Source organism: Variovorax sp. Varisp85, from assembly GCF_047304045.1.
In the GTDB taxonomy this organism is placed as follows: Bacteria; Pseudomonadota; Gammaproteobacteria; order Burkholderiales; family Burkholderiaceae_C; genus Variovorax.
The window spans coordinates 21,207-47,924 of the sequence record NZ_JBGLYN010000048.1; the positions used below are offsets into that span (position 1 = coordinate 21,207).

Below are 26,718 nucleotides of genomic sequence, written 5' to 3' on the forward strand. Positions count from 1 at the left end.
AAGCGAGCGTTGCAGTCATTTCCACTGCCGCGTTCTCCTTCGCGAACTTTGCCACCAGCCTTGTTGCCCCCGTTGGGCGCCGCCGGCGCTAAACTGCGGCTGTTTTTTTGGGAGACGCTCCATGACCCGATTGCTCGTGCGCAGCTTCGGCGTTTCGCTCGACGGCTTCGCGGCCGGCCCGGACCAGAGCCTGGAGAACCCGCTTGGCGTTCGCGGTCCCGAACTCATGGACTGGTTCTTTCCTACGCGCGTCTGGCAGCAGATGCACAAGACGGGCGAGGCCAACGGCGAGATCGGCATCGACAACGAGATCGCCGAACAAGGCTTCGCCGAAATAGGTGCATGGATCCTCGGGCGCAACATGTTCGGGCCGGTGCGCGGTCCTTGGCCCGACGAGAGCTGGAAAGGCTGGTGGGGCGACGAGCCCCCATACCACGTGCCGGTCTTCGTGCTGACCCACCATGCCCGCGCGCCATTGACGCTGCAGGGCGGAACCACCTTCCACTTCGTCACTGGCGGCATCCATGAGGCGCTGGCGCTGGCGCAAGCCGCCGCGGGTGCGCGCGACGTACGCGTGGGCGGCGGCGTGGCCACCGTGCGCGAATACTTGAAGGCCGGGCTGATCGACGAACTGCACCTGGCCGTACGGCCAGTGCTGCTGGGTAAGGGCGAGGCGCTGTTCGCAGGCCTGGACCTGCCGGCGCTGGGCTACCGCTGCGAACGGCAGGTGGCAGGCGAGCGAGCCACGCATGTGTTCCTGCGCCGCAGCGCGCCTTGATGTGGGAGCCGCGGCTTAAATGTCGACAGGATCTTGTCACGTCATCTGCCGAACGCCCGCTCCTGGCCGAACGCGGCAATTATTTTGGAGCGAAATGTGCCGCCAGTCCGCCCACAGTGAATGACGGGTTCGGATCACATTGCGCCGGCTGCAGCCGAAGGGTTGCCGGCGACTGGGGCCGTTGCCGATCGTCGGCTTGCTCCGAAGGAGACCTTGACCAAGAAGGCCGTGCTCGACAGGTGCGCTGCCAACGATCTCACTCAGCGCAATTCAACATCCACTGAACACCGAAACGATCGGTCAATTTGCCGTAGTAGTCGCCCCAGGACTGGATGCCCAAAGGGGTCGTGATTGTCCCGCCGGCACCCAGAGCCAGGAAGAGCTTGTCCGTGGAATCTCGGTCGTCCATCGCGAGCAAGTGCGCGGAGCCCCGCATCGGCTCAGCGTCTTCGTTGTCTGAGGCATAGAAGAGCAGGCCTGGCCCCTCAAACTTCGCGTGCATGACCTTGCCGCGCATGGCTTCGTTCTTCACGGGCATGCCATCGACTCCGTAGCGAAGCACCTCGACGACACAGCCTAGACCGCATTGCGTATAGAAAGACAGAGCCTGATCGCAGGTTGTGGTGAAGAACAGATAGTTCGAGAGTTGCATGATGGCGTAGTTGGATGTGCACGGGGCTACGACAAGGTCCGCACCGCTCCGGGAGACCGTGTTGCTGCCCCGCGGATGTGTCAGGACGAAGCGGCCCCTTCGCCGAGCTGCGCATTGGTGAGGGCCATCCCGGCAATGCCCCAGGCCCCGTCCACCGCGTGCACCACGTTGACCCATATGCGCTCCTTCGGGTGGTGCGCGCCAGACAGCTCATGAATGATGCTCGTGGCTTCTTCGATGTAGCCGACTTGCACATCCCGACTGGCGAACGCGAAGGATGGAACCTTCCATTCGACGAAGGCCACGGAGGCCTCCTTTGATCCGGAGTACGTGTGCTCCTTCGGCAAGACGTGAATCGAGCCAACGATGTTGGGCGTCAACGCCTTGTTTCCTGTCAGGCCGTGCCACTTGAGCATGGCATCGGACAGGCGGCTGAACGCGACTTTCTCCTGGCCTTTGGGGAGAACGCCTTCGGTGAGGGTGAGCGTAAGTGGCATGGGTACTCCAAGTGGAAGGAACGGTGTCGACTCACACGCTGCGATCTGCAGGGCATTTCAAGTAACGACCGTTATTCGATAATACATAACGATCGTGTTTTGAACAACTACAATCGTCGACTTCACATGTCGAAGGAGCTCCTCGTGTCAAGGTCCGAACAGAAGGTGCAGACGCGGCAGCGCATCCTGGAGGGCGCAGGTCGCGGGTTTCGCAAAGCTGGATTCGGCGGGATCGGGGTGGACGGCCTGGCGAAGGAAGCAGGCCTGACATCGGGTGCCTTCTACGTTCATTTCGACTCAAAGGCTGACGCATTCCGAGAGTCGGTCGCACAAGGCATGGCCGAATTGCGAGGTGGCGTGCTGTACTTTCAAGAAAAGCACGGACGCGCTTGGTGGGCGGAGTTTGTGCGCTTCTACCTCAGCGCGAAGCGCACCTGTGACCTGTCAGAGAGCTGCACGCTGCAGACGATGCCGGCGGAAGTGGCACGATCGGACGAAGCCTCCCGTACAACGTTTGAGAAGGCTTTGCGCGACGTTGCACAGGCGATCGTCGATGGCCCCGCCTCACCCAGTGCGCCACGGGATATCGGAGCCGCATGCGCCGCGCTCTCTTCGCTGGCGGGCGCTGTCACGCTCGCGCGTGCCGTTGGGAACGGCGCCTTCGCGGACCAGATCGCTGCAGGGACGGAGCACGCATTGCTCGGCGCGTCAGGCGGAAAGAGTCGGTCAAAGCCCAGCTGAGTGTGATCTGTAAGGTCCGCTTCCTGGCGAACTGACGGGAGGCATCGAACGTCGCCTCATGGCCGGACCATGATGCAAGGCTTGATCGTTTTTTTGAGAGTCGCTTGCGGAGCCTCATCCACCATGAAACATGTTCGCCACCTTCCTGTTCTTTTCGTCTGGCCTTCTTCGATGCCCCACAGGTTTCCGACCGGGTCGAAGCCGGGCTACGACGCGGCAATGGCCTGCTTGACGAAGTCGGTGTATTTGCGCAGAGGACGACCGAGCATGGCCTGCAGGCGATCCGCTGCGCCGTCCGCGCCATGCATGCCGAACTTCTGAATCCCCGCCATCATCAAGCGCATGTCGTAGGCAAGCCAGGACGGCGCCATCGAGGCCGCATGAAGTAGGCGGGGCGAAGGATGGTCGCCGGAATGTCGAGGCTCTCGATTTCGGGCGTGGAGGTCGCGCTCTGGGTCCTGCATACATCGCGACGACTTCCCGCGCCGAAGGTTCGCGCGTTTGTCGAATTCATGTGCGGGCAGTATCCGGAGGGGTCTCTCGTACTGAACGGCTAGAAGACCGGCCTCAGGTTGCAGAGCAGGTAAAGCTCTCGGCCTTGTTCGGGTCGCCCGTGCCGTTGTAGCGCGGGAACTTCGGAAACTCGCGGACCGGGCGCCTGGCGATGGCGGTGGTGCCGTCTGCCGCCGACTGGGTGGCGACCAGCTGGTCGGGCGCCGTGCCCCTCTCGACCCAGGCATCCATGGCGGCCAGCAGGTCGATGCAGATCAGCAGCGTCTCCTGATTTTTCGGCGATGGTAGCTGCCTCACCGTGCTCCGCCGTGCGCCCGCAGGAAAGCGGGGGCAGCCAGCCCGCGCCCGAGCTGCCCCGATCAGGCGCTCATTCTTCCAAACTCAACGCTACGCGGGCGGGCGCAAGTGGAAGCCGTGGCGTGAGCAGGGCCGGCACATCGGCCGCATCGTCGTAGGCATGTTGAAGCGAAAGCCAATCCGGCATGGGCCTACGAACTCTCCCGCTGCTCGATGTGGAACGGAATCAGCACCGTCTCCGCAGGCGGCCGATGCCCTTCGCGCGTGCCGTCGATCACGCGCAGCAGCAGCTCTCCGGCCGCCTTGCCGATACCCACGCAATCCACTGCCACGGTGGTGATGCGCGGGTGGCAGGCGCGTGCCACCTCGAAGTCGCCGAAGCCCGCGATCGCGATGCGGCCCGGCACGTCCCAGCCGCGGCGCTGGCATTCCATCAGCGCGCCGAAGGCCGAGAGGTCGGACACGCAGATCACCGCATCCACGTCGGGCCATTGCCGGATCAGCTGCGCCACCGCCTCGCCGCCTTGCGCCATCGAAATGGGCGGCTGGCCGAAGCTGATGACGTGGCCGTCGGGCAGACCCAGTTCGCGGATCGCCTGCGCATAGCCGCGCTGGCGGTCGGCGCCGCGCGTGTCGCGGTTCGAGGTGCCGCCGATGAAGGCGATGCGCCGGTAGCCTTTGCCGTGCAGATGCCGCACCATCGAGGCCGCGGCCTCTGCGTTCGAGAAGCCGACCGTGTGCTCGATGGGCGTGGCGGGCAGGTCCCAGGTCTCGACCACTGGCACACCGGCGGCCTGCAGCATCGCGCGTGCGGCGGGCGTGTGCGAGCCGCCCGTGAGGATCACGCCCTCTGGCCGGCGCGCGAGCATGGCGCGCAGCAGGCGCTCTTCGGTTTCCACGCGGTAGTCGGTGTAGCCCAGCAGCACCTGGAGGCCGCGCGCTTCGACGGCCGCGGTGATGCCCTGCGCGGTTTCCGAAAAGTTGGAGTTGTTGAGCGAGGGGATCAGCACCGCGATGAAGCCCGAGCGCTTGCTGGAGAAGGTGCGCGCCGTCTGGTCGATGACGTAGCCCATTTCCTCGCAGGCCTGCAGGATGCGCTGGCGCAGCGCCTCGGAGGTCACGCGGTCGCTGCTCGCGCCCCGGTTGAGCGCGCGCGACACCGTCATCTTCGATACGCCGACGCGCGCGGCCACGTCGGCCATCGTCGCAGGACGGGCGAGGGGGGCGGTGGTGGCTTTGTTTGAGGGCAAGGGCTTCTTCTTTCTCTCTCTCGGAAATGCGGGTTCGAGGATATGCGACACGGTATCTGATACCGATAACCTTTGATTCGCCGAGTTCGATGCATAAAGAATACAGCGAATTGCGATTCCATAAGAATGAAAGATGGCGCAATAGGTGTACGGGAAAGACCTAGGTTACCGGTATCTTTTCGAGTGCACACTGCGAACCCCAACTTCAGGGACCAGCGCTGTGGCCATGACCATCGAAGTCTTCGACTCCCGTTTTGCCTCCGTCGCCCGCGATGCCGGCCCGCTCGAATGCCTGTGCACCGGCGCTGCCTGGAGCGAAGGCCCGGTGTGGATGCGCGAAGACAGTGCGGTGCTGTGGAGCGACATCCCCAACAACCGCATGCTGCGCTGGCATGCCGAGGCCGGCATGAGCGTGTGGCGCGAGGGCGTGGAGTTCACCAACGGCCACACGCGCGAAGCCGATGGCTCCCTGCTGCACTGCTCGCACGGCCGGCGTGCCATCGTGCGCACGCGCTTCGGCTCGGGGCTGCTGCCTCTGGACGACGAGGTCGTGGTCGACCGCTACCAGGGCCGCCGCCTCAACTCGCCCAACGACATCGTCGTGAAGCGCGACGGCAGCATCTGGTTCACCGATCCGCCGTACGGCATCGTGTCCGACCATGAAGGGCACAAGGCACAAAGCGAGTTGGGCCGCAACCACGTGTTCCGCTTCGATCCCGCGAGCGGCGCGCTGCGCTCGGTGAGCGACTTCGTCGAGGAGCCCAACGGCCTGGCCTTCTCGCCCGACGAAAGCCTGCTCTACGTGAGCGACACGTCGGCCGCGTTGCGCACCGACGGTTCGGGGCACCACCACATCGTCGCCTTCGACGTGATCGGCGGGCAGGACCTCGGCAACCCGCGCGTGTTCGCGGTCGTGGAGCCGGGGCTCGCGGACGGCTTTCGCGTCGACGTGCACGGCTTCGTCTACACGAGCAGCGCCGACAGCGTGCAGGTCTACCACCCCGACGGCACGCGCGTGGCGCGCATCGCGGTGCCGGAGAAGGTGGGCAACCTGACCTTTGGCGGCAGCGACGGCAACGAGCTGTACGTGTGCGCCTCGACCTCGCTCTACCGCATCCGCCTGAACACCCGCGGGGCGGCCGGCGCATGAGCACCGCTTCTCCACTGCTGCAGTTCCAGTCGATCAGCAAGCGCTTCGGCGGCACGCAGGCCGTCGACAGCGTCACGCTCGACGTGCGCGCCGGAGAAATCCTCGCGCTGCTCGGCGAGAACGGCGCGGGCAAGTCGACGCTCATCAAGCTGCTCGCCGGCATCCATCTCGCCGACCAGGGCGAGATTCTTTTCGACGGCAAGCCACAGGCCGACTGGCGGCGCAGCGACCGGCGCGAGCAGCCCGTGGCCTTCATCCACCAGGACCTCGGCCTCGTTGAATGGATGACGGTCGCCGAGAACGTGGGCCTGGGCACCGGCTACCCGCGCCGCTTCGGCCTCATCGACTGGAAGGCCGCGAACGACACGGCGCGCCGCGTGATGGCGCGCGTGGGCTGCGACATCGACCCCGGCCGCCGCGTGTTCTCTCTTACGCGCGCCGAGAAATCGCTGCTCGCCATCGGCCGCGCGCTCGAAGTAAAGGCGCGGCTGCTGGTGCTCGACGAGCCCTCGGCCAGTCTGCCGATGAGCGACGTGGAGCGCATGTTCGGCGTGCTGCGCGAACTGCGCCGCCAGGGCATGGCGATGCTGTACGTGTCGCACCGGCTCGACGAGGTGATGGCCATTTCCGATCGCGCGGCCGTGATGCGCGACGGCAAGCTGGTGGCCGTGAAGACCACGACGCAGACGAACGAAGGCGAGCTCGTCGGGCTCATCGTGGGCAAGGCGCTGTCGGCTTCGGTGCAGAAGGCGAAGGCCCCGGCGCGGCGCGAGCCCGTGCTGCAGCTCGACGGTGCGGCCAGCGGCAACGCCGGCCCGCTGAGCTTGGCGGTGCACCGCGGCGAGGTGCTGGGCCTCGTCGGCCTGCGCGGTGCGGGCCACGAGGCCATCAGCCGCGCGATCTTCGGCCGCGAGCCGTTGTCGGCCGGCCGCATGCAGCTGCTCGGCAATGCATGCGATTTCACTTGCCCGGCCGACGCGATTCGAGCGGGCGTGGCCTACGTCGCGGGTGAACGCCTCGAGGAAAACCTCGCCGGCTCGATGACCGTGCTCGAGAACCTCTTCCCCAACGCGGCGCTGCACGGCGACCGCGGCCTGGCCTTCGACCGCCCGCGCCGCGAGAACGGCCACGCGCTCTCGCTCATCCAGCGCTTCGACATCAACCCACCCGCGCCTTCGGCCGAAGTGCAGCAGCTCTCCGGCGGCAACCAGCAGAAGGTGGTGCTGGCGCGCTGGTTCCATCTCGACAAGCCGCTTGTGGTGCTCGAGGAGCCCACCGCCGGCGTGGACGTCGGCGCCAAGCGGCAGATCTACGGCGTGCTGCGCGAGCGCGCCGAGGCCGGCACGGCGCTGATCGTCGTCTCCACCGACTTCGAGGAAATCGCGACCGTGTGCACGCGCGTGCTCGTGTTCCGCGACGGCCTGATCGCCGCCGAACTCGCGGGCGAGGCGATCACGGTTGAAAGACTCCTGGCATTGGCAGCAGGCGCGGCAACGCGCGAGGAAATATCAGCATGAGCAGTTCGATCAAGTCCACGGCGCTGGAGCCCGACAAGTCCCTCGACGGCGAAACCATCTCCCTCGCGCAGGGCATCGGCCGCGCGATGCCGGTCTACGGGCTGGTGGTGCTGATGGTGGCGCTGGCGCTGCTGTTCTCGCTGCTGCTGCCCGACACCTTCCCGACACTGTTCAACCTGCGCGCGATCCTGGCCGACAAGTCGGTGATCGCGCTGCTGGCGCTGGCCGCGACCATCCCGATGATCACCGGCAAGATCGATCTCACGGTGGGCTACGGCATCGTGCTGTGGCACATCCTCGCGATCAGCCTGCAGACGCAGCTCGGCCTGCCGTGGCCGGCGGCGGTGCTCGTCGTGCTGCTGTGCGCTGCGCTGTTCGGCGTGCTCAACGGGCTCTTGGTCGAGCTCGCGCAGATCGATTCGTTCATCGCCACGCTGGGCACCGGCACCGTGATCTACGCGGTGGCCATGTGGCACAGCGGCGGTCGGCAGGTGGTGGGCGAACTGCCCGATGGTTTCGTCGGCATCGCGGGTGGCAGCCTGCTGGGGCTGCCGGTGGGCGCGTTCTACGTGCTCGCGGTGAGCCTCACGCTGTGGGTGGTCACCGAATTCACGCCGCTGGGCCGCGCGCTGTACGTGATCGGCGCGAACCCGAAGGCGGCGCAGCTCAACGGCATTTCGGTGCGCAGGCATGTGATGGGCGCGTTCGTCGCGTCGGGGCTGCTGTCGGGCTTCGCGGGCGTGCTGCTCGCATCGCGGCTGCAGATCGGGCAGGCGAGCGTGGGGCTCGAATTCCTGCTGCCGGCGCTGGTCGGCGCCTTCCTCGGCTCCACCACCATCCGGCCCGGCCGCGTGAACGTGTGGGGCACGCTGGTCGGCGTGGCCATTCTTGCCATCGGCATCTCGGGCATCCAGCAGTTCGGCGGCGCCTTCTATGTGGAGCCGCTGTTCAACGGCCTGACGCTGCTGGTGTCCATCGGCATCGCGGGCTGGGCGCAGCAGCGGCGTAACCGCTCGATCAAGCGGCGCATCGCCGAGCGCCAGCTCGACCACGTGCAGTCCGTTCCCATCACAACCACCGGAGACAAAGCATGAAGAAGAGTGTTCACGCACGCGCGGCCGCCGCCGTGCTGGCCCTGTGCGCCGCCACGCTGGCGCACAAGGCGATGGCCGATGACTTTCTCGCAGCGGCGAAACAGAAGGTCGAGGTCGCGACCATGACCAAGGAGAAATGGGACGGCCCCACCGCCGGCCCGAAGGCCGCCGCCGGCAAGACCATCGTCTTCGTCGCGGGCGACATGAAGAACGGCGGCATCGTCGGTGTCAGCAAGGGTGTGGAAGAAGCGGCACGCGCCATCGGCTGGACGGTGCGCGTCATCGACGGGCAGGGCACTGTGAGCGGCCGCACCGCCGCGCTCAACCAGGCGTTGGCCGTGAAGCCGGCCGGCATCGTGGTCGGCGGCTTCGACACCACCGAGCAGAAGGCCGCGTTCTCGGGCGCGGCCAAGTCGGGCATTCCGCTGGTCGGCTGGCACTCGGGCGAGCAGCCTGGCCCCAACGAGAAGGCGGGCCTCTTCGCCAACGTGACCACGGTGACCGACGACGTGGCCGACGTCGCCGCCTCGTGGGTGGTGGCCGATTCGAACGGCAAGGCCGGCGTGGTGATCTTCACCGACTCGCAGTACGCGATTGCGCTCTACAAGGCGCGCGCCATGGAGGCCGTCATCAAGAAGTGCGGCGGCTGCACCGTGCTGAGCTTCGAGGACAGCCCGATCGCCGAAAGCTCCACCCGCATGCCGCAGCTCACCACCTCGCTGCTGCAGCGCTTCGGCGACAAGTGGACGCACTCACTGGCCATCAACGACCTGTACTTCGACTTCATGGGCCCGTCGCTCACGGCGGCCGGCAAGAAGGGCGACGGCAACCCAAAGGCGGTGTCGGCCGGCGACGGCTCCGAGGCCGCGTACCAGCGCATCCGCACGCAGCGCTTCCAGGCCGGCACCGTGCCCGAGCCGCTGAACATGCAGGGCTGGCAGATCGTCGACGAACTCAACCGCGCCTTCGCCAAGGAGAAGTGGTCGGGCTACGTGCCCAGGGTGCACCTCGTGACCGTGGGCAACGTGGGCAAGGACGGCGGGCCGAAGAATGTGTTCGATCCGGACAACGGGTATCGCGACAAGTACAAGGCCGTGTGGGGCAAGTAGGGCGCGTCGCTCGATGTCTTCCGCCTGAGCGCGAAGGCGCTCAGAGCCAGTTGCCGCTCTGCGGCATCTGCACCTTCTCGGTCGGGTCGCTGCCCGTGACGAACGAGCCGATGAAGATGCTCAGCAGCGAGATGAAGATGCTCGCGAACAGCGCGGTCCAGAAGCCCGACACCCGGAAGCCTTTCACCAGCGCGGCCACCAGCAGGATCATCAGCGCGTTGATGACCAGCAGGAAGAGCCCGAAGGTCACCAGCGTCAGCGGCAGCGTGAGCACGATCAGCAGCGGCTTGACGATCGCGTTGGCCAGGCCCAGCAGCAGCGCCGAGACCACCAGCGCGCCGGTGCTGTCGAACTTGAGCCCGCGAAAGAGGTGGCTGGCCACCCACAGAGAGAGGGCGGTGATGGCCCAGTGGATGAGGAAGGGGGTCAGGTTGTTCAGCATGGGGTTCGGGTTGCACAAGCAGATGCCATGTTAGCCGGGGTGCCTGTGCCCACCCCGCCCGCCGGCAGGGCATGAATCCTTCCTGCTTAAGGTCCGGATCGGCGGGCGCCGTTTTCGAAGGTTACCTGGTGAAACGATGTTGGGCGGCCCGTTAAGATCCCCGGTCTTATGGCCAATGCGTCGATCGCCAGCATGACCCCCGCCCCGGCTTCGGCCGACGAAGCCGAATCATGGGTGCGCGGCGAACTCATTCGCAGCCTCATGCGCTCTGCGAAGGGCTCGTATTTCGTTTCGGGTGCGCTGATGCCGGCAATGGTCGGCCTGAGCTGGGCCTACGTGCCCCGCTGGGAACTGCTCACCTGGCTGGTGGCAGGCTTGCTCGCCACCGCTTGCCGCGCCTGGGGCGCACAGGTCTACGCGGTGCGCTATGCCGGGCGCAGTGCGGCGGCGCAGCAGCAGTTCACCGAACGCTATGGCTTCGTCTGGAGCACCAGCGCGGTGGTGTGGGGCCTCTCGGTGCTGCTGTTCTTCGAGCGCACGCCGCAGGTCAACCAGTTCATGAGCTGGCTCATCGTGGCTGGCGTGGGCACCTTTCCGCTCAACGGGCTGGCGCTGCATCCACCGCTGCTCAAGCGCTACGTCAACACGCTGTTCATCACGATGCTGGGCGCGGTGTTGCTGCGCCTGGCCTCGATCACCCTGCAGCATCCGCAGTTCCAGTTCGGCTACCTGATGCCGGTGCTGCCGGTGCTGCACTGGTTCCTGCTGCTGCGGGCGGGGCGGCACATTCACGAGACGGCGCGCAACAGCCTGGAGCTGTTGTTCCATAACCATATCCTGATCAAGTCGCTGACCCAGCAGCGGCAGGCGGCGGTATCGGCCGTGGCCATGAAGAACCGCTTCCTGGCCAGCGCTGCGCACGACATGCGCCAGCCGGTGCTGGCACTTTCGTTGTACGCAGATTGGCTGCGCAACGAGCCTGAACTGGTGCTGGAGCTCGCGCCCAAGATCGTGCGCGCCACGCACGCAGTGAATGCACTGTTCGACTCGATGTTCGACCTGGCGCGCATCGATTCGGGCCAGGTGCGCCTGCACGTCGAGCGGGTCGACATGTCCGAGCTGCTGCACGACCTCGAACTGCAATACCGCCCGGTAGCCGAGAGCCGCGGACTGGACTTCCGCGTGCACGCATGCGAGGGCTCGTTCCTGACCGACCCGATCCGCGTGCGCCGCATGATCGGCAACCTGCTGGCCAACGCGATCAAGTACACGACGGAAGGCGGCGTGCTGCTGGCCGCGCGGCAGACGCGCGACGGCCTGCGCGTGGAGGTGTGGGACACCGGCATCGGCATCGCGCCCGAGCATCTGCGCGACGTGTTCCTTGAGTTCTACAAGGTGGCGGACCATGCCGGCACCTCCGACGGCTTCGGCCTCGGGCTGGCCATCGTTGCGCGGCTGTCGCACGTGCTGGGCCACCCTGTCAGCGTGCGTTCGCGCCTGGGCCGCGGCAGCGTGTTCCGGGTGGCGCTGCACGACGCCGACGAGGCGGTGGCGCAGGCGCGGGTGAGTGCGTCGGGTGGTTGAGCAATCGTCCTCCGGTGCTCTTGCGCCGCCCATAAAAAAACCGCGCTGATGCGCGGTTTTTCATTTCCAGAAACCCCGAGGGGGGTTAACCAGATAGCAAACCGTTCGTGCGCGCGTAGTGCAGCGCCTGCGTACGGCTCTTCACGCCCAGCCTGCGGAACAGGCGCCACAGGTGCACCTTCACCGTGTGCTCGCTGATCTCCAGGTCGGTGGCGATGTCGCGGTTGCTCATGCCCTTGTCGAGCATGGCGATCAGCTGCGTCTGCCGCTTCGAGAGCTTGCCGCTGTTGGCGGCCGGCATCTCGTCGGCTTCGTCTTCCGAGCCTGCCATCAGCAGGCCGCGCAACGCCGCGGCCAGCTCGTTGGAGCTGGCCGACTTCTCGATGTAGGTGTCGGCGCCGGCCTCGATGCAGGCGTCCTCCATGTCCGCGGACGGCGCTGCCGAATACACGGCGATCGGCACGTTCGGATAGACCTGCTTGACCGCGATCACGCCCGACACGCCATTGGTGTCCGGGAGCTTCAGGTCCAGGCAGAAGAGGGTCGGCGCGCCACGCTGCTGCACAGAGCCCGCGAGCTTGTCGAGGCGCTCGAGCTCGACGATGTTCTCGGCCGGGCGCAAGCGCCGCAAGACCATCACGATCGCGTCGCGCATCAGGGGGTGGTCGTCGATGACATAAATGCTCATGTTTTCTTCCTTTGTGATCGCACCGTCTTCTCTCGTCCTGCTCACCGGCAGGTAAGCCGATGGGTTTGCCGGATCAACTCCCGCTGGTCGTGGGTGTTGCCTCCGCCAATGCCTCAAGCGCCTCGGTGACGGCGCGTGTTTCTTCTGTTCCGATGGGTTCCAGCTGGCCGGCCAGCGCGGCCAGCGCTTCGCCGCGCTGCGTCTGCAAGAGCGCGATGGTACGGCCCGCTTCCTGCGGCGATGCGAATCCACGGCTCTGCAGCAGGGTTTCGCCGCGCGCATCCAACAGCTTGAAATAGAACAGCCCGTCCGCCTTCTCGCGGTACTGCTTGAAACTGGGCTTCGCGACCTTGGCCGCCCGGGCTTGCCCGGTGTCCTTGCCGGCCGCGAGATTGCGCAGGCCGACCGCATGGCGCAGGCTGGCCATGAAGGGCTTCGACAGGGCCTGCGCCTTCGCGGCGCCGGAGAGCAGGATGCGCTCGATTTGGGCCGGGTCGTTCATGAGCGCGTCGTAGCGTGCGCGCAGCGGCGCCACTTCCTGGTCGATGCGCTCGAACAGCAACTGCTTGGCGTCGCCCCAGCCGATGCCGCCGGCGTACGCCTTGCGCAGCGTCTCGGTTTCCTCGGCGCTGGCGAAGGCCTGGTAGATCTGGAACAGTGCCGAGCCTTCGGTGTCCTTGGGCTCGCCGGGCGCGCGCGAGTCGGTCACGATGCTGGCAATCTGCTTTTGCAGCTGTGCACGCGGTGCGAACAGCGGGATCGTGTTGCCGTAGCTCTTGCTCATCTTGCGGCCGTCGAGGCCGGGCAGGGTGGCGACGGCGTCGTCGATCTCGGCTTCGGGCAGCGTGAAGTGCTCGCCGTACTGGTGGTTGAAGCGCTGCGCCATGTCGCGCGCCATCTCGATGTGCTGCACCTGGTCGCGGCCCACGGGCACCTTGTGGGCGTTGAACATCAGGATGTCGGCGCCCATGAGCACCGGGTACATGAAGAGGCCGGCCGTCACGTCGGCGTCGGGGTCCTCGCCCTTGGCCACGTTCTTGTCGAGCTGCGCCTTGTAGGCATGCGCGCGGTTGAGCACGCCCTTGCCGGTCACGCAGGTGAGGAACCAGGTCAGCTCGGGGATCTCGACGATGTCCGACTGGCGGTAGAAGGTGACGCGCTCGGGGTCGAGCCCGCAGGCCAGCCAGCTGGCGGCAATCTCGAGGGTGGAGCGCTGGATCAGCGCCGGCTCCTGTACCTTGATGAGCGCGTGGTAGTCGGCCAGGAAGAAGAAGCTCTGCACGCCGGGCGCGACGCTTTGCCGCACCGAGTGGCGGATCGAGCCGACGTAGTTGCCGAGGTGCGGCGTGCCCGAGGGCGTGATGCCGGTCAGGACGCGCAAGGAAGCTTTGGAAGACGAGGCCATTTGACGAAGAACTTAACGCAGCGGAGAAAGAAGGAGATTGATGAAGTCGTAGCCAAGGGTCATCAATGGCCGCATCCAGAAGGTGTCCAGGATTCTTGCAATGATCAATCCCATCACAATAAAGAAGCCAAAAGGTTCAATGCGGGCCATGAAATTCTGTGCGGGCCCATTTGGCAGCAAGCCGGCGAGCACGCGCCCACCATCGAGCGGCGGTAGCGGGAACAGGTTCAAGGCGCACATGACGAGATTGACCCGGATGCCGGCTTCCGCCATCTCGCGAAAGAATTCCTCATCGATATCGAGAAGCTTGAGCGACGCCCAAACCAGCGTCCAAAGCAAGGCCTGAATGAAGTTCGACATCGGCCCGGCCAGCGCCACCCAGATCATGTCGCGCTTCGGATGGTGCAGCCGCCCGAAGTTGACCGGCACCGGCTTGGCATAGCCGAACAGGAAGGCGCCCGAGGTCGCGAAGTACAGCATCAACGGCATCAGGATGGTCCCGATGGGATCGATGTGCTTCATCGGGTTGAGGGTGACGCGTCCCATGACCTCGGCCGTGTTGTCGCCGAAATGGCGTGCCACATACCCGTGTGCCGCCTCGTGCACTGTGATCGCGAAGATCACCGGCAGCGCGTAGATCAGGATGGTCTGTATCAGGTTGGAATCCACTGGGCGATTGTGTCAGATGGGAGTGGTTATCAGCCCGATTTCAGAGGCCGAGCACGGCCAATGCACCGCGTCCCTGACGCACCACGACCGGGTCGTCGCCCGTGCCCATGGGCGTGAGGTCGACCACGGTGGTCGGCTGCGAAGGGCAGGCGCCGGCATCGATGACCGCGGCGATCTGCTTCTCGAAGCGCTCGCGGATGGTCTGCGCGTCGTTCAGCGCATCGGTCTCGCCGGGAGCGATCAGCGTGGTGGCCAGCAGCGGCGCGCCGTGCAGCGACAGCAGCTCCAGCAACACCTTGTGGTCGGGCACGCGCAGGCCGATGGTCTTGCGCTGCGGATGGCTCACGCGGCGCGGCACTTCCTTGGTCGCTTCGAGCAGGAAGGTGTAGGGGCCGGGCGTGGCCGCCTTCAGCAGGCGGTACTGCTTGTTGTCGACGCGTGCGTAGTTGGCCAGCTCGCTCAGGTCGCGGCACAGCAGCGTGAGGTGGTGCTTCTCGTCGACCTGGCGGATGCGGCGCAGCTGGTCGACCGCGTCCTTGTCGTCGAGGTGGCAGGCCAGCGCGTAGCTGGAGTCGGTGGGCACGGCCACGATCTCGCCGCGCGCCAGCAGCGTGGCGGCCTGCTTCAGCAGCCGCTGCTGCGGGTTCTCGGGGTGGACTTCGAAGTACTGGGCCATGAGGGAAAGATCTCCTGATCAGGATTCGGCGGGTTCGATGGGCACGCGGCGCTCGCGCACCGTGAGCCACGCACCGGCCGCGCCGCAGACCGCGATCAGCGCCATGCCGATGAGCGAATAGCGGTCGGGCATCTGTGAAAAAACGAGCCAGCCGCCCAGCATGGCAAAGGCGATCTGGGCATAGAGGTACGGCGTGAGCGTGGACGCCGGCGCGCGCTGGTAAGCCAGGATCAGGATGAAGTGGCCCACCGTGCCCATGAAGCCCATCAGGCACAGCAGCGCCCACCATTGCCAGGAAGGCAGGGCGGCCCATACGAAAGGCAGCGCGAACGACGCGAGCAGCGTGCCGACCCAGCCTGTGTAGAAGTGCATGGTGAGCGGGTTCTCGGTCTGCGCCAGTTTGCTCGTGAGCACCTGGAACCACGCGTTGGTCAGCACCAGCCCGATGGGCAGCAGGACCGCCCAGCCAAAGGCCTCGCCGCCCGGGCGCAGGATGACGAGCGTGCCGATGAAGCCGCCCGCCACCAGCATCCAGCGCAGCGGCGAGACCTGCTCCTTGAGCACGGTGGCCGCCAACAGCGTGATCACCAGCGGCGCGATCAGCACGATCGAAGTGAACTCGGCCAGCGGCATGTAGCGCAGGCTCAGGAAGGCCAGCGTGCTCGACACCAGCAGCAATGCGCCGCGCAGCAACTGGTAGCGCGGGTGCCGCGTGCGCAGCAGCGCCGTGCCGTGCAACGGGAGCAGCACCGCCGTGGTTGCCACGGCCTGGAAGGCATAGCGAAACCAGACGGCCATCAAGATGGGCACGCCGATGGTCGAGAACTTGGTGGCAGTGTCGAGCGTGGCGAAGCAGGCGCTCGCGACCAGCACCATGCCGATGCCCGCGAGGATGCGTTCCGATTCCTTGCTGCGGCTGCGCTGCTGCGCCACGCGCGCATTCGCCAGCGCAACGGTAGCCGCGTTGTCGATACCGGGCCCGGAACTCTGCCTCACTGCTGGATGCGATCGCCGAGCAGTTCCCACACAGGAGTGAGCGCACCGGGCAACGGCGGCAGCTTGCCGAGGTCGCAGTGGCTCTCGTCGGGGCTGTGGAAATCGCTGCCGCGCGAGGCGGCGAAATCGAACTCGAGCGCCTTGTCGGCGTACTCGACGAACTCGGCCGGCGTGTGGCTGCCGGTGACGACCTCGATCGCCTTGCCACCGTGCGCCTTGAATTCGAGGAACAGCGCGTACTCCTCGTTGGCCGTGAACTTGTAGCGGCCCGGGTGCGCGATCACGGCCATGCCCTTGGCGCCGGTGATCCATTGCACCGCGTCCTTCAGCGTGGCCCAGCGGTGCGGCACGTAGCCGGGCTTGCCTTCGGTGAGGAACTTGCGGAACACCTCGGGCGTGTCGCGGCAGTGGCCCTTCTCGACGAGGAAGCGCGCGAAGTGCGTGCGCGAAATGAGTTCGGGGTTGCCGACGAACTTGAGCGCACCTTCGTACGCGCCGTGGATGCCGACCTTGGCCAGCCCCTCGGACATTTCCTGTGCGCGCTTGCCGCGGCCCCCGCGCGTGTCGTAGAGGCCTTGCGACATGGCCGCGTCGTCGGCATCGAAGCCCAAGCCGACGATGTGCACCGTTTCGCCCGCGAAGGTCACGGAGATCTCGGTGCCGGTGAGGTAGCGCATGCCGTTGGCACGGGCCGCGGCGGCGGCGCGATGCTGGCCGCCGACCTCGTCGTGGTCGGTGAGGGCCCAGAGTTCGACCCCGTTGGCGGCTGCGCGCGCGGCCAGTTCTTCGGGCGTCAGCGTGCCGTCGGAGACCACGGAGTGGCAGTGAAGATCGGCATTGAGGATGGAGGACACCCCGCCATTCTAGGGGGTCTGGAACATCGATGCGGGCGCATGGATGCTGCGCGAGACGCTACTAAATAAATAGCATTACTGCGCCGTGGCATGGGGCTCAGCGCTTCTTGCGGAAAGCCGCCCAGGCCGCCACCGCGGTGAAGCTCGCGACGATCGCCACCACGATCCAGAAGCCGTGCTTGTGGTCCGCCAGCGGAATGCCGCCCACGTTCATGCCGAACAGGCCCGCCAGGATGTTGATCGGCAGTGCCAGCACCGTGACCACCGTCAGCACGAACAGGCTGCGGTTGTTGTCCTCGTTGACGTTGGCGGCGATCTCTTCCTGCAGCAGCTTGATGCGCTCCTGCAGCGCCTGCATGTCGCGCAGCACCACCGAGAACTCCTCGGTCGAGCCGCGCAGCGCCTGCGCGTCGGGCTCGGACATCCAGCCCGGAGGCCCCTGCAGCAGGCGGAACAGCGCGGCCGGCTCCGGCGCCAGCAGCCGCTGCAGCCGCACCAGCAGCCGGCGCAGCACGCCGAGCCGCGCGCGCTTGTGGTCGAGGCGGCCGGCGAGCAACTCGTCCTCGATGCGGTCGATGCGCGAGGTGACGCCGCGCACGATCTTCACCAGCACATCGGCCTGCGCACGCAGCAGGTGCTCGAGCAGCTCGGTGCTCGAGCGCGGCGCGTCGCCCGCCTTCACGGCCGTGCGCAGCGTGTCGACCGAGCGCAGCGGCTTGGTGCGCGCCGTGACCACGAGGCGCGGGCCCACGCTGATCCACAGCGTGGAGATGTCCGAGGGCTCGAAGCTGAACTCGAAATGCACGTCGTTGATGACGGCGATCAGCGAATCGTCGTCGCGCTCGATGCGCGTGGAGGGCAGGCCTTCGTGCAGCGTCTCGTAGAAAGTGTCGGAGAGGTTCGCGTGCCGCAACAGCCAGCGCTCCGCATGCGCGTGGCTCAGGTTGAAATGGAGCCAGACGTACGCGGGGTTTTCCTCGGTGCATTCACGGTCGCGCTCTTCGGCCAGCCATGCGGCGGCTTGCGCCGAGTCGATGGCCCGCGCGGGCTCCGCTGCCGAGGCGTCGAAGAGGTAACCGGAGATCAGCCCGGCTTCGTCGCCGCCATAGGACTGGGCGGCGAGGTCATGGAGTGCCGACAAGATGCGTGGTCAGAAGATGCGGATGAACAGCCAGTAGAGCGACCCCGACAGCAGCATCGCCACCGGCAGCGTGAGCACCCAGGCCAGTGCGAGGTTGCGCAGCGTGGACATCTGCAGGCCCGAGCCGCTTGCCGTCATGGTGCCGGCCACGCCGGAGGACAGCACGTGCGTGGTGGACACAGGCAGCCCGTACATGTCGGCCGCACCGATGGTGATCATCGCCACCACCTCGGCCGAGGCGCCTTGCGCGTAGCTCAGGTGCGTCTTGCCGATCTTCTCGCCCACCGTGACCACGATGCGCTTCCAGCCGATCATCGTGCCCAGCCCCAATGCGATGGCGACCGCAACCTTGACCCACAGCGGGATGAAGCGCGTCGCATCGTCCAGCTCCTGGCGGAACGCGCCCACGCGCAGCTTCGTCTCGCCGTCGAACCTGGCGGCGCCGCTCTTGTCGAGGTGGCGGATGGCTTCGGAGGCCAGGTACATGTCGTTGCGCACGTTGGCGACGGCCTCGGCCGGCACCGCTGCGAGCGAACCGTGCCTGCGCACCTGCTCGCCGATGCTGCCCGCGGTCGCGGCCAGCGCGGGCACCACCGCGGGACTGAACTCGCGCGTGCGCACGTAAGTGGAAAGCGTCTCGCGCGCAGCGGCGGGTTGCGGCGCCGCCTGCTGCGCGGGCAGAGAACCGGGCACGCTGCGGTTCAGCGCGTTCTGCGCCATCTCGGCCACGGCCACGAACTTCACGGTCTCGTTGGCGGGCATCGCGCGGTTCAGCGCATAGGCCATCGGCACCGTGCCCACGAGGATCAGCATGATCAGTCCCATGCCCTTCTGGCCGTCATTGGAGCCGTGCGCGAACGACACGCCCGTGCAGGTCAGGATCAGCAGGCCGCGGATCCACCACGGCGGCGGCTCGCTGCCCTTGGGCTCTTCATACAGTGCGCGGTTCTTCACGAAGGCGCGCAGCGCCAGCAGAAGCAGGGCAGCGCAGCCGAAGCCGACCATCGGCGACAGCAGCAGCGAATAGCCCACCTTGGTGGCCTGCGCCCAGTCGACACCGCTGGTGCCGTCGCGGCCATGCATCAGCGCATTGGCCACGCCCACGCCGATGATCGAGCCGATCAGCGTGTGCGAGGAAGAAGCCGGCAGCCCGAGCCACCATGTGCCCAGGTTCCAGATGATGGCGGCGATCAGCAGCGCGAACACCATCGCGAAGCCCGCGCCCGAGCCCACCTGCAGGATCAGTTCCACCGGCAGCAGCGCGATGATGCCGAAGGCCACCGCGCCGCTGGACACCAGCACGCCCAGGAAGTTGAAGAAGCCCGACCACACCACCGCGAAGTTGGGCGGCAGCGAGTGCGTGTAGATCACCGTGGCCACCGCGTTGGCCGTGTCGTGGAAGCCGTTGACGAACTCGAAGCCCAGTGCAATCAGCAGGGCCACGCCCAGCAGGATGTAGGGCACCCAGGTGGTGACCGGCGCGCCCGAGGCCGTGACGTCGCCGACCAGGCTCCAGGCCGTGAAGAGCAGGCCGGCGGCCAGCAGGCCCACGAAGGTGATGAGCGTGAGCGGGCCGGGCTTGGCGTCGAGCCTGGGCCGGTGCGCCGAGGACGCGGACGGCAACTCGGCATGCAGGGCTGCGAGCGTGTTCATGGGCGATTCTGGGGTGTTGGAATGGCTTCGGATGGTGTTCGCGCCGTGTGACAACGGCGTGTCAATCGGCTTCGGGCCGTCACGCAGCCGTCATATGGGGCGAGCAGCATGCTTTTTTCGACCCTTTCACCTTCTTCTTGCCCACCATGCTGACGAGCGCACTTCCCGACCACGAAGACCTGATGCAACGCATCGCCCGCGACCTGATCGACAGCTACGACGAAGAGCTCGAACTGGAGATCGAGGACCGCAACATCGACGGCCTCGATCCGTCAGCCACCGTGTCCGCCGACAAGGCTGCCCGCCAGGCCTACTTCAAGGAGCTGTTCCGCCTGCAGGGCGAACTGGTCAAGCTGCAGGACTGGGTGCAGCACAGCAAGCAGAAGGTCGTCATCCTGTTCGAAGGCCGCGATGCGGCAGGCAAGGGCGGCGTCATCAAGCGCATCACGCAGCGCCTGAATCCGCGCGTGGCCCGTGTCGCCGCATTGCCCGCGCCCAACGACCGCGAACGCACGCAGTGGTACTTCCAGCGCTACGCCGCGCACCTGCCCGCCGCGGGCGAGATGGTGCTGTTCGACCGCAGTTGGTACAACCGCGCCGGCGTCGAGCGCGTGATGGGCTTCTGCACGGACGACGAGTACGAGGAGTTCTTCCGCACCGTGCCCGAGTTCGAGAAGATGCTGGTGCGCTCGGGCATCAAGCTCATCAAGTACTGGTTCTCCATCACCGACGACGAGCAGCACATGCGCTTTCTCGGCCGCATCCACGATCCGCTCAAGCAATGGAAGCTGAGCCCGATGGACCTCGAGAGCCGCCGCCGCTGGGAGGAATACACCAAGGCGAAGGAAATCATGCTGGAGCGCACCCACATCCCCGAGGCGCCGTGGTGGGTGGTGCAGGCGGTCGACAAGAAGAAGGCGCGGCTGAACTGCATCAGCCACCTGCTGGGCCAGCTGCCCTACAACGAGGTGCCGCATCCGCCGGTGGAGCTGCCGGAGCGCGTGCGCCATGCGGACTACCTGCGCCAGCCCGTGCCGGCCAACATGATCGTGCCGGAGATCTACTGAGGCGCCGGATGGCGGGAGGGCCGCCGTTTGGCCGCCCGGCGCTTTGCCTTCACACTGCGCGCCATGGCCCGTCGTTCCACCGCTTCCGTCTTCGCCCGCGCCTACGAGCGCAACCTCAAGGCACTCACCAAGCTCACGTTGAGCAACAGCAAGCGCGTGGCGGGGCAGGTGCAGCGCGCCACCGCCAAGCGTCTCAAGCCGCCGCCAGGCCGTGGCGACTGGCTCAGCGGCATGGCGATGGGGCCGGGCGGCGCGCGCGGCTATCACCTGTTCCGTCCGGCCGACCTGCAACTGCAGCCCGGCGAGAAACTGCCGCTCATGGTCATGCTGCACGGCTGTGGCCAGACCGGGCGCGACTTTGCCGCGAGCACGCGCATGAACGCGCTGGCCGTGCGCCAGCGCTTCCTGGTGCTCTATCCCGAGCAGGACCGGATCGCCCACCCGCAGGGCTGCTGGAACTGGTACGAGCGCCGCTCCGGCAAGGCCGACGCCGAAGCCGCGACGCTGATGGCCGCCATCGACCAGGCCTGCATGCTGTATCCCGTGGACCGCGACCGCGTGGCGCTTGCCGGTCTCTCGGCCGGCGCGAGCATGGCGGCCCTGCTTGCGACGCGCTATCCGAACCGCTTCCGCGCCGTCGTCATGCACTCGGGTGTGGCGCCCGGCGCAGCGAAGTCGTCGGCCACCGCCCTCGGCGCCATGCGTGGACAGAATGTGCCGCCGATGCCTGCCACGGCGGTCGGCAAGGCGATGGGCGCTGCGGCCGTCTTCACCACCTTGCCGCCGATGCTGGTGTTGCACGGCGATGCCGACGCGGTGGTCGCGCCGAGCAATGCCGTCAGCAGCGCTGCGGTGTGGGCCACGGCCGTGGGCGCGCGGCCCGGACTGCCGCGCGACATGCAGCGCGGCAAGCGCCGCGCAATGCGCGTGACCGACTTCAGGCGCAAGGGCCGCGCGCTCGTCACGCTGTGCGAGATCGCGGGACTGGGCCATTCGTGGAGCGGCGGCGCGCCGAAGCTGCTGTTCAGCGACCCCGAGGGGCCCGATGCCACGCGCATGGCCTGGGCGTTCGCGGCGGCGCAGTTCAAGGCCGCAGTGCCGTAGCGAAGGCCTGAAGAGGAGGCGCTATGCCGTGGCGCCTTCGCGCGCGGCCGCCCGCCACGCACCGGGCGCAATGCCCTTCTCGCGCTTGAAGGCCTTGCTGAATGCGGCCTCCGATTCGTAGCCCACCGCGCTTGCGATCGCACCCACCGCGGCATCGCCCTGGCCGAGCATGTTGCCGGCCTTGAACATGCGCCATTGCGTGAGGTACTCCAGCGGCGACTGCCCCACGCGCTCGCGAAAGCGCTGCGCGAAGGCGGAGCGCGACAGGCTCGCGGCACCGGCCAGCGCCTCCACCGTCCAGCCGTGTGCGATGTCCTTGTGCATGGCGCGCAGGGCCGGGCCGATGCGCGCGTCGGCCAGCGCGGCCAGCCAGCCGGTCTGCGATTCGCCATTCGCCGCGACGTGCGCGCGCACCGCCTGCACGAACACGATGTCGGCCAGCCGGCTCACGAGCAGGCTGGAGCCGAGACCCGGCTCGCCGGTTTCCATGGCCAGCAGCTGCAGCGTGCCCTGCAGCGCCAGGGCGCGTGCCTGCTCCATCTTCACGTGCAGCAGCACTGGCAACAGCGCCAGCAGCGGCTGCGCGGCGCGCTGGTCGAAGTGAAACCAGCCGCAGATCACCGAGGCCGCGGTGCCCGTGCCGCCCAGTTCCACCAGCCCGCCGATGCGGTCGCGCACGACGGAGGTGCAGCTCACCGTGGGCGTGTTCGGATGGTCGCGCAGCACGTAGGGCGTGCCGTGCGCCAGCACATAGCAGTCGCCCGCCGCCAGCGCCACCTGCTGCGCCACGCCCTCGACCTCGAGCAGGCAGCCGCCGCGCACCACGAGCCCGAAGCGCGCGCTCTCGCCGCCGGCCAGGCTCAGGCCCCAGGGTGCGCGGGCCTCGAGGCGGGCATACAAGGCGCTGCGCACGCGCATCGCGGCAAAGACATCGTCGAGCGGGTCCATGGGCGGCTCCTGTGGTGTTGGACGAATGGACAAGAAGGGTGGATTTTCGGGCATTCACTGTCCAGCAGTCGAGGCCGAAACTGCGGCCTCACTCTTGCAGCACACCGGAGCAGACCATGAATGAACGCAATGAATCCGCCGAACTCGCCGAGCGCTACGTCGCAGCCTGGAACGAGCCCGATGCCACCGCGCGCCGCACCGCGATCGCCGGCCTCTGGGTGCCCGAGGGCGAGCACTACGTGCGCACGCTGCAGGCCAAAGGCTACGAGGCGCTGCATCGGCGCGTCACCGGCTCGCACGAGAAGAACGTGCGCGATGCGGGCTTTCGCTTCGTCTGCGCGGGCGATGCCCAGTTCCTGCACGACGCGGCGATGTTCCATTGGCACATGGTCCCGGCCGCGGGCGGCCCGGTGGCCGCGCTGGGGCTGCAGTTCCTGGTGCTGGCCGGGGACGGCCGCATTGCCGTCGATTACCAATTCATCCTGCCGACGCCTTCCGTCTGAGCGGCCGGCGCATCGGCCATGACCTCGCAGGTCATTGTCGTCGCGCCCCTTTCTCCCAACACTGGTTACCACCATGACTCAGTCGAACATCGCTGCCTCGGCAGCATCGCTTTCTCCATCGGGCGGCCAGCAGAGCGCAGGCGCGACCGGGCCCGGCCGGCTCGGCTTGTGGGTCATGCTCAGCGGCACTTTCCTGGTGGTGCTGGATTTCTTCATCGTCAACGTCGCGCTGCCGTCGATGCAGCGCGAACTGCTGGCGAGCGCCGGCACCCTGCAGCTGGTGGTGGCGGGCTACGGACTGGCCACCGCGGCGGGACTGATCACCGGCGGCCGGCTCGGCGACCTGTTCGGCAGGCGCCGCATGTTCATGCTGGGCCTGCTGCTGTTCACGCTGGCCTCCGCGGCCTGCGGCTTCGCGCCGAATGCCGAGATGCTGGTGGCCGCGCGCGTGCTGCAGGGCCTGGCCGGGGCGCTGCTGCAGCCGCAGGTGCTGGCGATGATCGGGCTGGCCTACATCGGCGAAGGCCGGGCGCGCGCCTTCGCGGCCTACGGGCTCACGCTGGGGCTCGGTGCCACGCTCGGGCAACTGGTCGGCGGCCTGCTGATCCACGCCGATCCGGCGGGGCTCGGCTGGCGCAGCTGTTTCCTCATCAACGTGCCCATCGGGCTGCTGGCATTGGTGCTCGCGCCGCGCGTCATTCCGCCGCTGGCGAACAACGGCAACAGCAGGCTCGACCTCGCCGGCATGCTGCTGGCGGCCGCGGGCTCGGTGGCCGTGGTGCTGCCGCTGGTGGAAGGGCGCGAGCAAGGCTGGCCGCTGTGGAGCTGGCTGTGCCTTGCGGCCGCGCTGCCCTTGCTGGCCGCATTCGCTTTTCAGCAGCGCCGGCTCGCCCTGCGCGGCGGTGCGCCGCTGGTGGCGCCGGCGCTGCTGGCCAACGGCCGCTTTGTCACGGGCCTGCTCACCACGCTGGCCTTCTACGTGGGCAACGCCTCGCTGTACTTCGTGCTGGCGCTGTACCTGCAGCAGGGCCTGGCGCTGGGCCCGTTGGCGTCGGGCATGGTCTTCACTTCGCTGGCGGTCGGTTTCTTCGCGACGTCGATGGCCGGTGCGCGCCTCGCACGGCGTTTCGGCGGCAAGCCGCCCATCGCGCTCGGCGCCCTCGTGCTGGCGGCGGGGCATGCGCTGCAGTTCGTCAACGTGGCGGGATGGGCGGGCCACTCGCATGTGGTCGCCTGGATGGTCCCGCTGCTGCTGGTGCAGGGCGCAGGCCTCGGCATGGTGATGGCGCCGCTGGTGTCCACCGTGCTGGCCGGCCTGCCGCCGCAGCATGCGGGCGTGGCCTCGGGCGTGCTGTCGATGGTGCAGCAGGCGAGCAATGCGCTGGGGGTGGCGTTGATCGGGATCCTGTTCTATGGGAGGCTGGAGAATGCGACGGACACCGCTGCGTATTCGGGCGCGTTCGGGGTGGCGCTGGTGTACCTGATGGTGTCGGCTCTTCTCGTCGCGATGTTCCACTGGCGAGGCACCCGGCCCTCGGTGCCCCGGTTGTGACGCCTTGCCCAATCCGGGTATGTGCATGCCCGGATTGGGCTTCTTCCCTGGAGCGTGCCACACTCGCCGCCCGACGACTGGTGTGCCATGGAATCCGATCTGACCTCAATCACCCAAGCCTTGCGCGACTTCGCCCAGGCCCGTAACTGGGAGCAGTTCCACTCCCCCAAGAACCTCGCGTCGGCGCTCTCGGTCGAAGCCGCCGAGCTGCTCGAACATTTCCAGTGGCTCACCGAAGCGCAGAGCCGCTCGCTGCCGGCCGACAAGCGTGCCGAGATCGGCACGGAGATTGCCGACGTCTTCCTCTACCTGCTCCAGCTTGCCGACAAGCTCGGCATCGACCTGGTGGAAGCGGCAAGAAGCAAGATGCTGGTCAACGCCCGGAAGTACCCGGCACCGCCGCCGTCCGCCTGAGTACCTCCGTGTACGCCACCCGGCGTATTTCCCCGTCCTGGTGCATTCCGCAAACTCCCTCCCACGCCAGCACAGCGCTGGCGCCAAGGTCAACCAACCCCGGAGCAGGAGTCCACATGCAACGTCGTTTCACACTCAAGGCGCTCACCGCCGCCGTCGCGCTGGCCAGCATTTCTGCTGCGCCCGCATTTGCCGCCGACACCATCAAGGTCGGCGTGCTGCACTCGCTGTCGGGCACGATGGCCATCTCGGAAACCGTGTTGAAGGACACCGTTCTGATGGCCATCGACGACATCAACAAGAAGGGCGGCGTGCTGGGCAAGCAGCTCGAACCCGTGGTGGTCGACCCGGCCTCCAACTGGCCCCTGTTCGCCGAAAAGACCAAGCAGCTGCTCGGCCAGGACAAGGTCTCGGTGATCTTCGGCTGCTGGACCTCGGTGTCGCGCAAGTCGGTGCTGCCGGTGGTCGAGGAAATGAACGGCCTGCTGTTCTACCCCGTGCAGTACGAGGGTGAAGAGCTCTCGAAGAACGTGTTCTACACGGGCGCAGCGCCCAACCAGCAAGCCATTCCGGCGGTCGACTACCTGATGAGCAAGGAAGGCGGCGGCGCCAAGCGCTGGGTGCTGCTGGGCACCGACTACGTGTACCCCCGCACCACCAACAAGATCCTGCGCGCCTACCTGAAGAGCAAGGGCGTGAAGGACACCGACATCGACGAGAAGTACACGCCGTTCGGCCACAGCGACTACCAGACCATCGTTGCCGACATCAAGAAGTTCTCGGCCGGCGGCAAGACGGCGGTGGTCTCGACCATCAACGGCGACTCCAACGTGCCCTTCTACAAGGAACTCGGCAACGCCGGCCTGAAGGCCAAGGACGTGCCCGTGGTTGCCTTCTCGGTGGGTGAAGAAGAGCTGCGCGGCGTGGACACCAAGCCGCTGGTGGGCCACCTTGCCGCATGGAACTACTTCATGTCGATCAAGAACCCGACCAACACGGCTTTCATCAAGCAGTGGAGCGAGTACGCCAAGGCCAAGAACATCGCCGGCCACAAGGACAAGCCGCTCACCAACGACCCGATGGAAGCCACCTGGATCGGCATCCACATGTGGAAGCAGGCGGTCGAGAAGGCCAAGTCGACCGACACCGACAAGGTGATCGCCGCCATGGCCGGCCAGACCTTCACGGCCCCCTCGGGCATCGTGTCGAAGATGGACGAGAAGAACCACCACCTGCACAAGAGCGTGTTCATCGGCGAGATCAAGGCCGATGGCCAGTTCAACGTGGTGTGGAAGACGCCGGGCCCGGTCAAGGCCAAGCCGTGGAGTCCGTACATCGAAGGCAACGACAAGAAGCCGGACCAGCCGGCTGGCAAGTCGCTGTAAGTGTGCTTTTCTCCCTCCCCCGCTGGGGGAGGGCAGGGG

At 66.9% G+C, this 26,718-nt stretch carries 28 protein-coding genes and 1 pseudogene; 14 read left to right on the plus strand and 15 right to left on the minus strand.

The genetic code is table 11. The annotated features are described in order from the left end of the window. The first annotated feature begins 121 nt into the window (after nucleotides 1-121). Entirely contained in the window at nucleotides 122-778 is a 657-nt protein-coding gene (locus tag ACCC97_RS18900; RefSeq protein ID WP_413315682.1) for a dihydrofolate reductase family protein, read from the plus strand. Nucleotides 779-1,034: 256 nt separating this feature from the next. Here the strand turns inward: ACCC97_RS18900 and ACCC97_RS18905 are convergent, their stop codons facing one another. Together ACCC97_RS18905 and ACCC97_RS18910 are read right to left on the minus strand one after the other, a co-directional pair. After that, a complete protein-coding gene (locus ACCC97_RS18905) occupies nucleotides 1,035-1,430 on the minus strand; it encodes a VOC family protein (RefSeq protein ID WP_042673837.1) in 396 nt (131 codons plus the stop codon). Between the two features lie 80 nt (nucleotides 1,431-1,510). Continuing rightward, on the minus strand, nucleotides 1,511-1,927 hold the full coding sequence (locus tag ACCC97_RS18910) for a 4-oxalocrotonate tautomerase (protein ID WP_413334353.1): 417 nt from the start codon (nucleotides 1,925-1,927) through the stop codon (nucleotides 1,511-1,513). A gap of 99 nt (nucleotides 1,928-2,026) precedes the next feature. On the opposite strand from ACCC97_RS18910, the gene ACCC97_RS18915 reads away from it, so the two are divergent. Next, complete coding sequence (locus ACCC97_RS18915) at nucleotides 2,027-2,668, plus strand: TetR/AcrR family transcriptional regulator (protein WP_237726130.1); 642 nt, start codon at nucleotides 2,027-2,029, stop codon at nucleotides 2,666-2,668. 206 nt (nucleotides 2,669-2,874) lie between these two features. On the opposite strand, the gene ACCC97_RS18920 is transcribed toward ACCC97_RS18915, so the two are convergent. Then, nucleotides 2,875-3,039, minus strand: a complete 165-nt coding sequence (locus tag ACCC97_RS18920; RefSeq protein ID WP_413315679.1) for a hypothetical protein — start codon at nucleotides 3,037-3,039, stop codon at nucleotides 2,875-2,877. Between the two features lie 57 nt (nucleotides 3,040-3,096). On the opposite strand from ACCC97_RS18920, the pseudogene ACCC97_RS18925 reads away from it, so the two are divergent. Beyond that, a pseudogene (locus ACCC97_RS18925) lies at nucleotides 3,097-3,225 on the plus strand (LysR family transcriptional regulator); the annotation flags it as partial. Nucleotides 3,226-3,235: 10 nt separating this feature from the next. On the opposite strand, the gene ACCC97_RS18930 reads toward ACCC97_RS18925, so the two are convergent. Both ACCC97_RS18930 and ACCC97_RS18935 read right to left on the minus strand, forming a co-directional pair. Continuing rightward, nucleotides 3,236-3,478, minus strand: coding sequence for a tannase/feruloyl esterase family alpha/beta hydrolase (locus ACCC97_RS18930; RefSeq protein ID WP_413334354.1), 243 nt, complete (start codon nucleotides 3,476-3,478; stop codon nucleotides 3,236-3,238). 191 nt (nucleotides 3,479-3,669) lie between these two features. Then, entirely contained in the window at nucleotides 3,670-4,680 is a 1,011-nt protein-coding gene (locus ACCC97_RS18935; protein ID WP_413334376.1) for a LacI family DNA-binding transcriptional regulator, read from the minus strand. 274 nt (nucleotides 4,681-4,954) lie between these two features. On the opposite strand from ACCC97_RS18935, the gene ACCC97_RS18940 reads away from it, so the two are divergent. From ACCC97_RS18940 to ACCC97_RS18955, 4 genes are read left to right on the plus strand one after another with little or no spacing between them, the layout of a single operon-like run. Next, a complete protein-coding gene (locus ACCC97_RS18940) occupies nucleotides 4,955-5,878 on the plus strand; it encodes an SMP-30/gluconolactonase/LRE family protein (RefSeq protein WP_413334356.1) in 924 nt (307 codons plus the stop codon). Then, nucleotides 5,875-7,395, plus strand: a complete 1,521-nt coding sequence (locus ACCC97_RS18945) for a sugar ABC transporter ATP-binding protein (protein WP_413334358.1) — start codon at nucleotides 5,875-5,877, stop codon at nucleotides 7,393-7,395. Before ACCC97_RS18940 ends, ACCC97_RS18945 begins: the two co-directional genes overlap by 4 nt. Continuing rightward, nucleotides 7,392-8,489 carry an ABC transporter permease gene (locus tag ACCC97_RS18950; protein WP_413334360.1) on the plus strand — a complete coding sequence of 366 codons (1,098 nt, stop codon included), beginning with the start codon at nucleotides 7,392-7,394 and terminating at the stop codon, nucleotides 8,487-8,489. Before ACCC97_RS18945 ends, ACCC97_RS18950 begins: the two co-directional genes overlap by 4 nt. Continuing rightward, complete coding sequence (locus ACCC97_RS18955; RefSeq protein WP_007836015.1) at nucleotides 8,486-9,598, plus strand: substrate-binding domain-containing protein; 1,113 nt, start codon at nucleotides 8,486-8,488, stop codon at nucleotides 9,596-9,598. The genes ACCC97_RS18950 and ACCC97_RS18955 overlap by 4 nt, the downstream gene beginning before the upstream one ends. Before the next feature lie 40 nt (nucleotides 9,599-9,638). On the opposite strand, the gene ACCC97_RS18960 is transcribed toward ACCC97_RS18955, so the two are convergent. After that, a complete protein-coding gene (locus ACCC97_RS18960; RefSeq protein WP_413334361.1) occupies nucleotides 9,639-10,040 on the minus strand; it encodes a phage holin family protein in 402 nt (133 codons plus the stop codon). 168 nt (nucleotides 10,041-10,208) lie between these two features. On the opposite strand from ACCC97_RS18960, the gene shkS reads away from it, so the two are divergent. Beyond that, the gene (shkS, locus tag ACCC97_RS18965; RefSeq protein WP_007837192.1) at nucleotides 10,209-11,624 is read left to right on the plus strand and encodes a surface-behavior sensor histidine kinase ShkS; all 1,416 of its coding nucleotides are present in this window, start codon (nucleotides 10,209-10,211) and stop codon (nucleotides 11,622-11,624) included. Nucleotides 11,625-11,709: 85 nt separating this feature from the next. Here shkS and ACCC97_RS18970 read toward each other — a convergent pair whose 3' ends face one another. The 8 genes from ACCC97_RS18970 to ACCC97_RS19005 form a co-directional block, all read right to left on the minus strand. Next, the gene (locus tag ACCC97_RS18970; RefSeq protein WP_007837193.1) at nucleotides 11,710-12,312 is read right to left on the minus strand and encodes a LuxR C-terminal-related transcriptional regulator; all 603 of its coding nucleotides are present in this window, start codon (nucleotides 12,310-12,312) and stop codon (nucleotides 11,710-11,712) included. A 73-nt stretch (nucleotides 12,313-12,385) separates the two neighbouring features. Next, the gene (locus ACCC97_RS18975) at nucleotides 12,386-13,717 is read right to left on the minus strand and encodes a tryptophan--tRNA ligase (protein WP_413334363.1); all 1,332 of its coding nucleotides are present in this window, start codon (nucleotides 13,715-13,717) and stop codon (nucleotides 12,386-12,388) included. A gap of 12 nt (nucleotides 13,718-13,729) precedes the next feature. Further along, nucleotides 13,730-14,386, minus strand: a complete 657-nt coding sequence (locus ACCC97_RS18980; RefSeq protein ID WP_413334365.1) for a site-2 protease family protein — start codon at nucleotides 14,384-14,386, stop codon at nucleotides 13,730-13,732. A gap of 40 nt (nucleotides 14,387-14,426) precedes the next feature. After that, nucleotides 14,427-15,062 (minus strand): L-threonylcarbamoyladenylate synthase, encoded by a 636-nt coding sequence (locus ACCC97_RS18985; RefSeq protein ID WP_413315671.1) that lies wholly within the window; start codon nucleotides 15,060-15,062, stop codon nucleotides 14,427-14,429. 18 nt (nucleotides 15,063-15,080) lie between these two features. Further along, a complete protein-coding gene (locus ACCC97_RS18990) occupies nucleotides 15,081-16,058 on the minus strand; it encodes a DMT family transporter (RefSeq protein WP_413334367.1) in 978 nt (325 codons plus the stop codon). Then, nucleotides 16,055-16,912 carry a 3',5'-nucleoside bisphosphate phosphatase gene (locus ACCC97_RS18995; protein ID WP_056593640.1) on the minus strand — a complete coding sequence of 286 codons (858 nt, stop codon included), beginning with the start codon at nucleotides 16,910-16,912 and terminating at the stop codon, nucleotides 16,055-16,057. The genes ACCC97_RS18990 and ACCC97_RS18995 overlap by 4 nt, the downstream gene beginning before the upstream one ends. Nucleotides 16,913-17,009: 97 nt before the next feature. Continuing rightward, nucleotides 17,010-18,053, minus strand: coding sequence for a transporter (locus tag ACCC97_RS19000; RefSeq protein ID WP_007837212.1), 1,044 nt, complete (start codon nucleotides 18,051-18,053; stop codon nucleotides 17,010-17,012). A 9-nt stretch (nucleotides 18,054-18,062) separates the two neighbouring features. Beyond that, a complete protein-coding gene (locus ACCC97_RS19005; RefSeq protein WP_413334369.1) occupies nucleotides 18,063-19,706 on the minus strand; it encodes an inorganic phosphate transporter in 1,644 nt (547 codons plus the stop codon). Between the two features lie 146 nt (nucleotides 19,707-19,852). On the opposite strand from ACCC97_RS19005, the gene ppk2 reads away from it, so the two are divergent. Beyond that, entirely contained in the window at nucleotides 19,853-20,773 is a 921-nt protein-coding gene (gene ppk2, locus ACCC97_RS19010) for a polyphosphate kinase 2 (RefSeq protein ID WP_007837216.1), read from the plus strand. Between the two features lie 63 nt (nucleotides 20,774-20,836). Further along, complete coding sequence (locus ACCC97_RS19015) at nucleotides 20,837-21,877, plus strand: alpha/beta hydrolase family esterase (RefSeq protein WP_042674074.1); 1,041 nt, start codon at nucleotides 20,837-20,839, stop codon at nucleotides 21,875-21,877. 21 nt (nucleotides 21,878-21,898) lie between these two features. On the opposite strand, the gene ACCC97_RS19020 is transcribed toward ACCC97_RS19015, so the two are convergent. Then, nucleotides 21,899-22,825 (minus strand): AraC family transcriptional regulator, encoded by a 927-nt coding sequence (locus tag ACCC97_RS19020; RefSeq protein WP_007837220.1) that lies wholly within the window; start codon nucleotides 22,823-22,825, stop codon nucleotides 21,899-21,901. 116 nt (nucleotides 22,826-22,941) lie between these two features. Here ACCC97_RS19020 and ACCC97_RS19025 point away from each other — a divergent pair, with 116 nt between their 5' ends. The 4 genes from ACCC97_RS19025 (at nucleotide 22,942) to urtA (ending at nucleotide 26,679) form a co-directional block, all read left to right on the plus strand. Next, a complete protein-coding gene (locus ACCC97_RS19025; RefSeq protein ID WP_413334372.1) occupies nucleotides 22,942-23,328 on the plus strand; it encodes a hypothetical protein in 387 nt (128 codons plus the stop codon). A 73-nt stretch (nucleotides 23,329-23,401) separates the two neighbouring features. Next, the gene (locus tag ACCC97_RS19030; protein ID WP_413334373.1) at nucleotides 23,402-24,880 is read left to right on the plus strand and encodes an MFS transporter; all 1,479 of its coding nucleotides are present in this window, start codon (nucleotides 23,402-23,404) and stop codon (nucleotides 24,878-24,880) included. A gap of 87 nt (nucleotides 24,881-24,967) precedes the next feature. After that, nucleotides 24,968-25,294, plus strand: coding sequence for a nucleotide pyrophosphohydrolase (locus tag ACCC97_RS19035; RefSeq protein WP_007837225.1), 327 nt, complete (start codon nucleotides 24,968-24,970; stop codon nucleotides 25,292-25,294). 116 nt (nucleotides 25,295-25,410) lie between these two features. Then, nucleotides 25,411-26,679 (plus strand): urea ABC transporter substrate-binding protein, encoded by a 1,269-nt coding sequence (urtA, locus tag ACCC97_RS19040; protein ID WP_007837226.1) that lies wholly within the window; start codon nucleotides 25,411-25,413, stop codon nucleotides 26,677-26,679. Nucleotides 26,680-26,718 lie beyond the last annotated feature (39 nt).

What these genes read in the sequence shown, in the direction of transcription:
- ACCC97_RS18900 (WP_413315682.1), top strand. Translation starts at nt 122, where the DNA reads ATGACCCGATTGCTCGTGCGCAGCTTCGGCGTTTCGCTCGACGGCTTC.
- ACCC97_RS18905 (WP_042673837.1), bottom strand. Translation starts at nt 1,430, where the DNA reads ATGCAACTCTCGAACTATCTGTTCTTCACCACAACCTGCGATCAGGCT.
- ACCC97_RS18910 (WP_413334353.1), bottom strand. Translation starts at nt 1,927, where the DNA reads ATGCCACTTACGCTCACCCTCACCGAAGGCGTTCTCCCCAAAGGCCAG.
- ACCC97_RS18920 (WP_413315679.1), bottom strand. Translation starts at nt 3,039, where the DNA reads ATGGCGCCGTCCTGGCTTGCCTACGACATGCGCTTGATGATGGCGGGG.
- ACCC97_RS18935 (WP_413334376.1), bottom strand. Translation starts at nt 4,680, where the DNA reads ATGGCCGACGTGGCCGCGCGCGTCGGCGTATCGAAGATGACGGTGTCG.
- ACCC97_RS18940 (WP_413334356.1), top strand. Translation starts at nt 4,955, where the DNA reads ATGACCATCGAAGTCTTCGACTCCCGTTTTGCCTCCGTCGCCCGCGAT.
- ACCC97_RS18945 (WP_413334358.1), top strand. Translation starts at nt 5,875, where the DNA reads ATGAGCACCGCTTCTCCACTGCTGCAGTTCCAGTCGATCAGCAAGCGC.
- ACCC97_RS18950 (WP_413334360.1), top strand. Translation starts at nt 7,392, where the DNA reads ATGAGCAGTTCGATCAAGTCCACGGCGCTGGAGCCCGACAAGTCCCTC.
- ACCC97_RS18955 (WP_007836015.1), top strand. Translation starts at nt 8,486, where the DNA reads ATGAAGAAGAGTGTTCACGCACGCGCGGCCGCCGCCGTGCTGGCCCTG.
- ACCC97_RS18960 (WP_413334361.1), bottom strand. Translation starts at nt 10,040, where the DNA reads ATGCTGAACAACCTGACCCCCTTCCTCATCCACTGGGCCATCACCGCC.
- shkS (WP_007837192.1), top strand. Translation starts at nt 10,209, where the DNA reads ATGGCCAATGCGTCGATCGCCAGCATGACCCCCGCCCCGGCTTCGGCC.
- ACCC97_RS18970 (WP_007837193.1), bottom strand. Translation starts at nt 12,312, where the DNA reads ATGAGCATTTATGTCATCGACGACCACCCCCTGATGCGCGACGCGATC.
- ACCC97_RS18975 (WP_413334363.1), bottom strand. Translation starts at nt 13,717, where the DNA reads ATGGCCTCGTCTTCCAAAGCTTCCTTGCGCGTCCTGACCGGCATCACG.
- ACCC97_RS18985 (WP_413315671.1), bottom strand. Translation starts at nt 15,062, where the DNA reads ATGGCCCAGTACTTCGAAGTCCACCCCGAGAACCCGCAGCAGCGGCTG.
- ACCC97_RS19005 (WP_413334369.1), bottom strand. Translation starts at nt 19,706, where the DNA reads ATGAACACGCTCGCAGCCCTGCATGCCGAGTTGCCGTCCGCGTCCTCG.
- ppk2 (WP_007837216.1), top strand. Translation starts at nt 19,853, where the DNA reads ATGCTGACGAGCGCACTTCCCGACCACGAAGACCTGATGCAACGCATC.
- ACCC97_RS19015 (WP_042674074.1), top strand. Translation starts at nt 20,837, where the DNA reads ATGGCCCGTCGTTCCACCGCTTCCGTCTTCGCCCGCGCCTACGAGCGC.
- ACCC97_RS19020 (WP_007837220.1), bottom strand. Translation starts at nt 22,825, where the DNA reads ATGGACCCGCTCGACGATGTCTTTGCCGCGATGCGCGTGCGCAGCGCC.
- ACCC97_RS19025 (WP_413334372.1), top strand. Translation starts at nt 22,942, where the DNA reads ATGAATGAACGCAATGAATCCGCCGAACTCGCCGAGCGCTACGTCGCA.
- ACCC97_RS19030 (WP_413334373.1), top strand. Translation starts at nt 23,402, where the DNA reads ATGACTCAGTCGAACATCGCTGCCTCGGCAGCATCGCTTTCTCCATCG.
- ACCC97_RS19035 (WP_007837225.1), top strand. Translation starts at nt 24,968, where the DNA reads ATGGAATCCGATCTGACCTCAATCACCCAAGCCTTGCGCGACTTCGCC.
- urtA (WP_007837226.1), top strand. Translation starts at nt 25,411, where the DNA reads ATGCAACGTCGTTTCACACTCAAGGCGCTCACCGCCGCCGTCGCGCTG.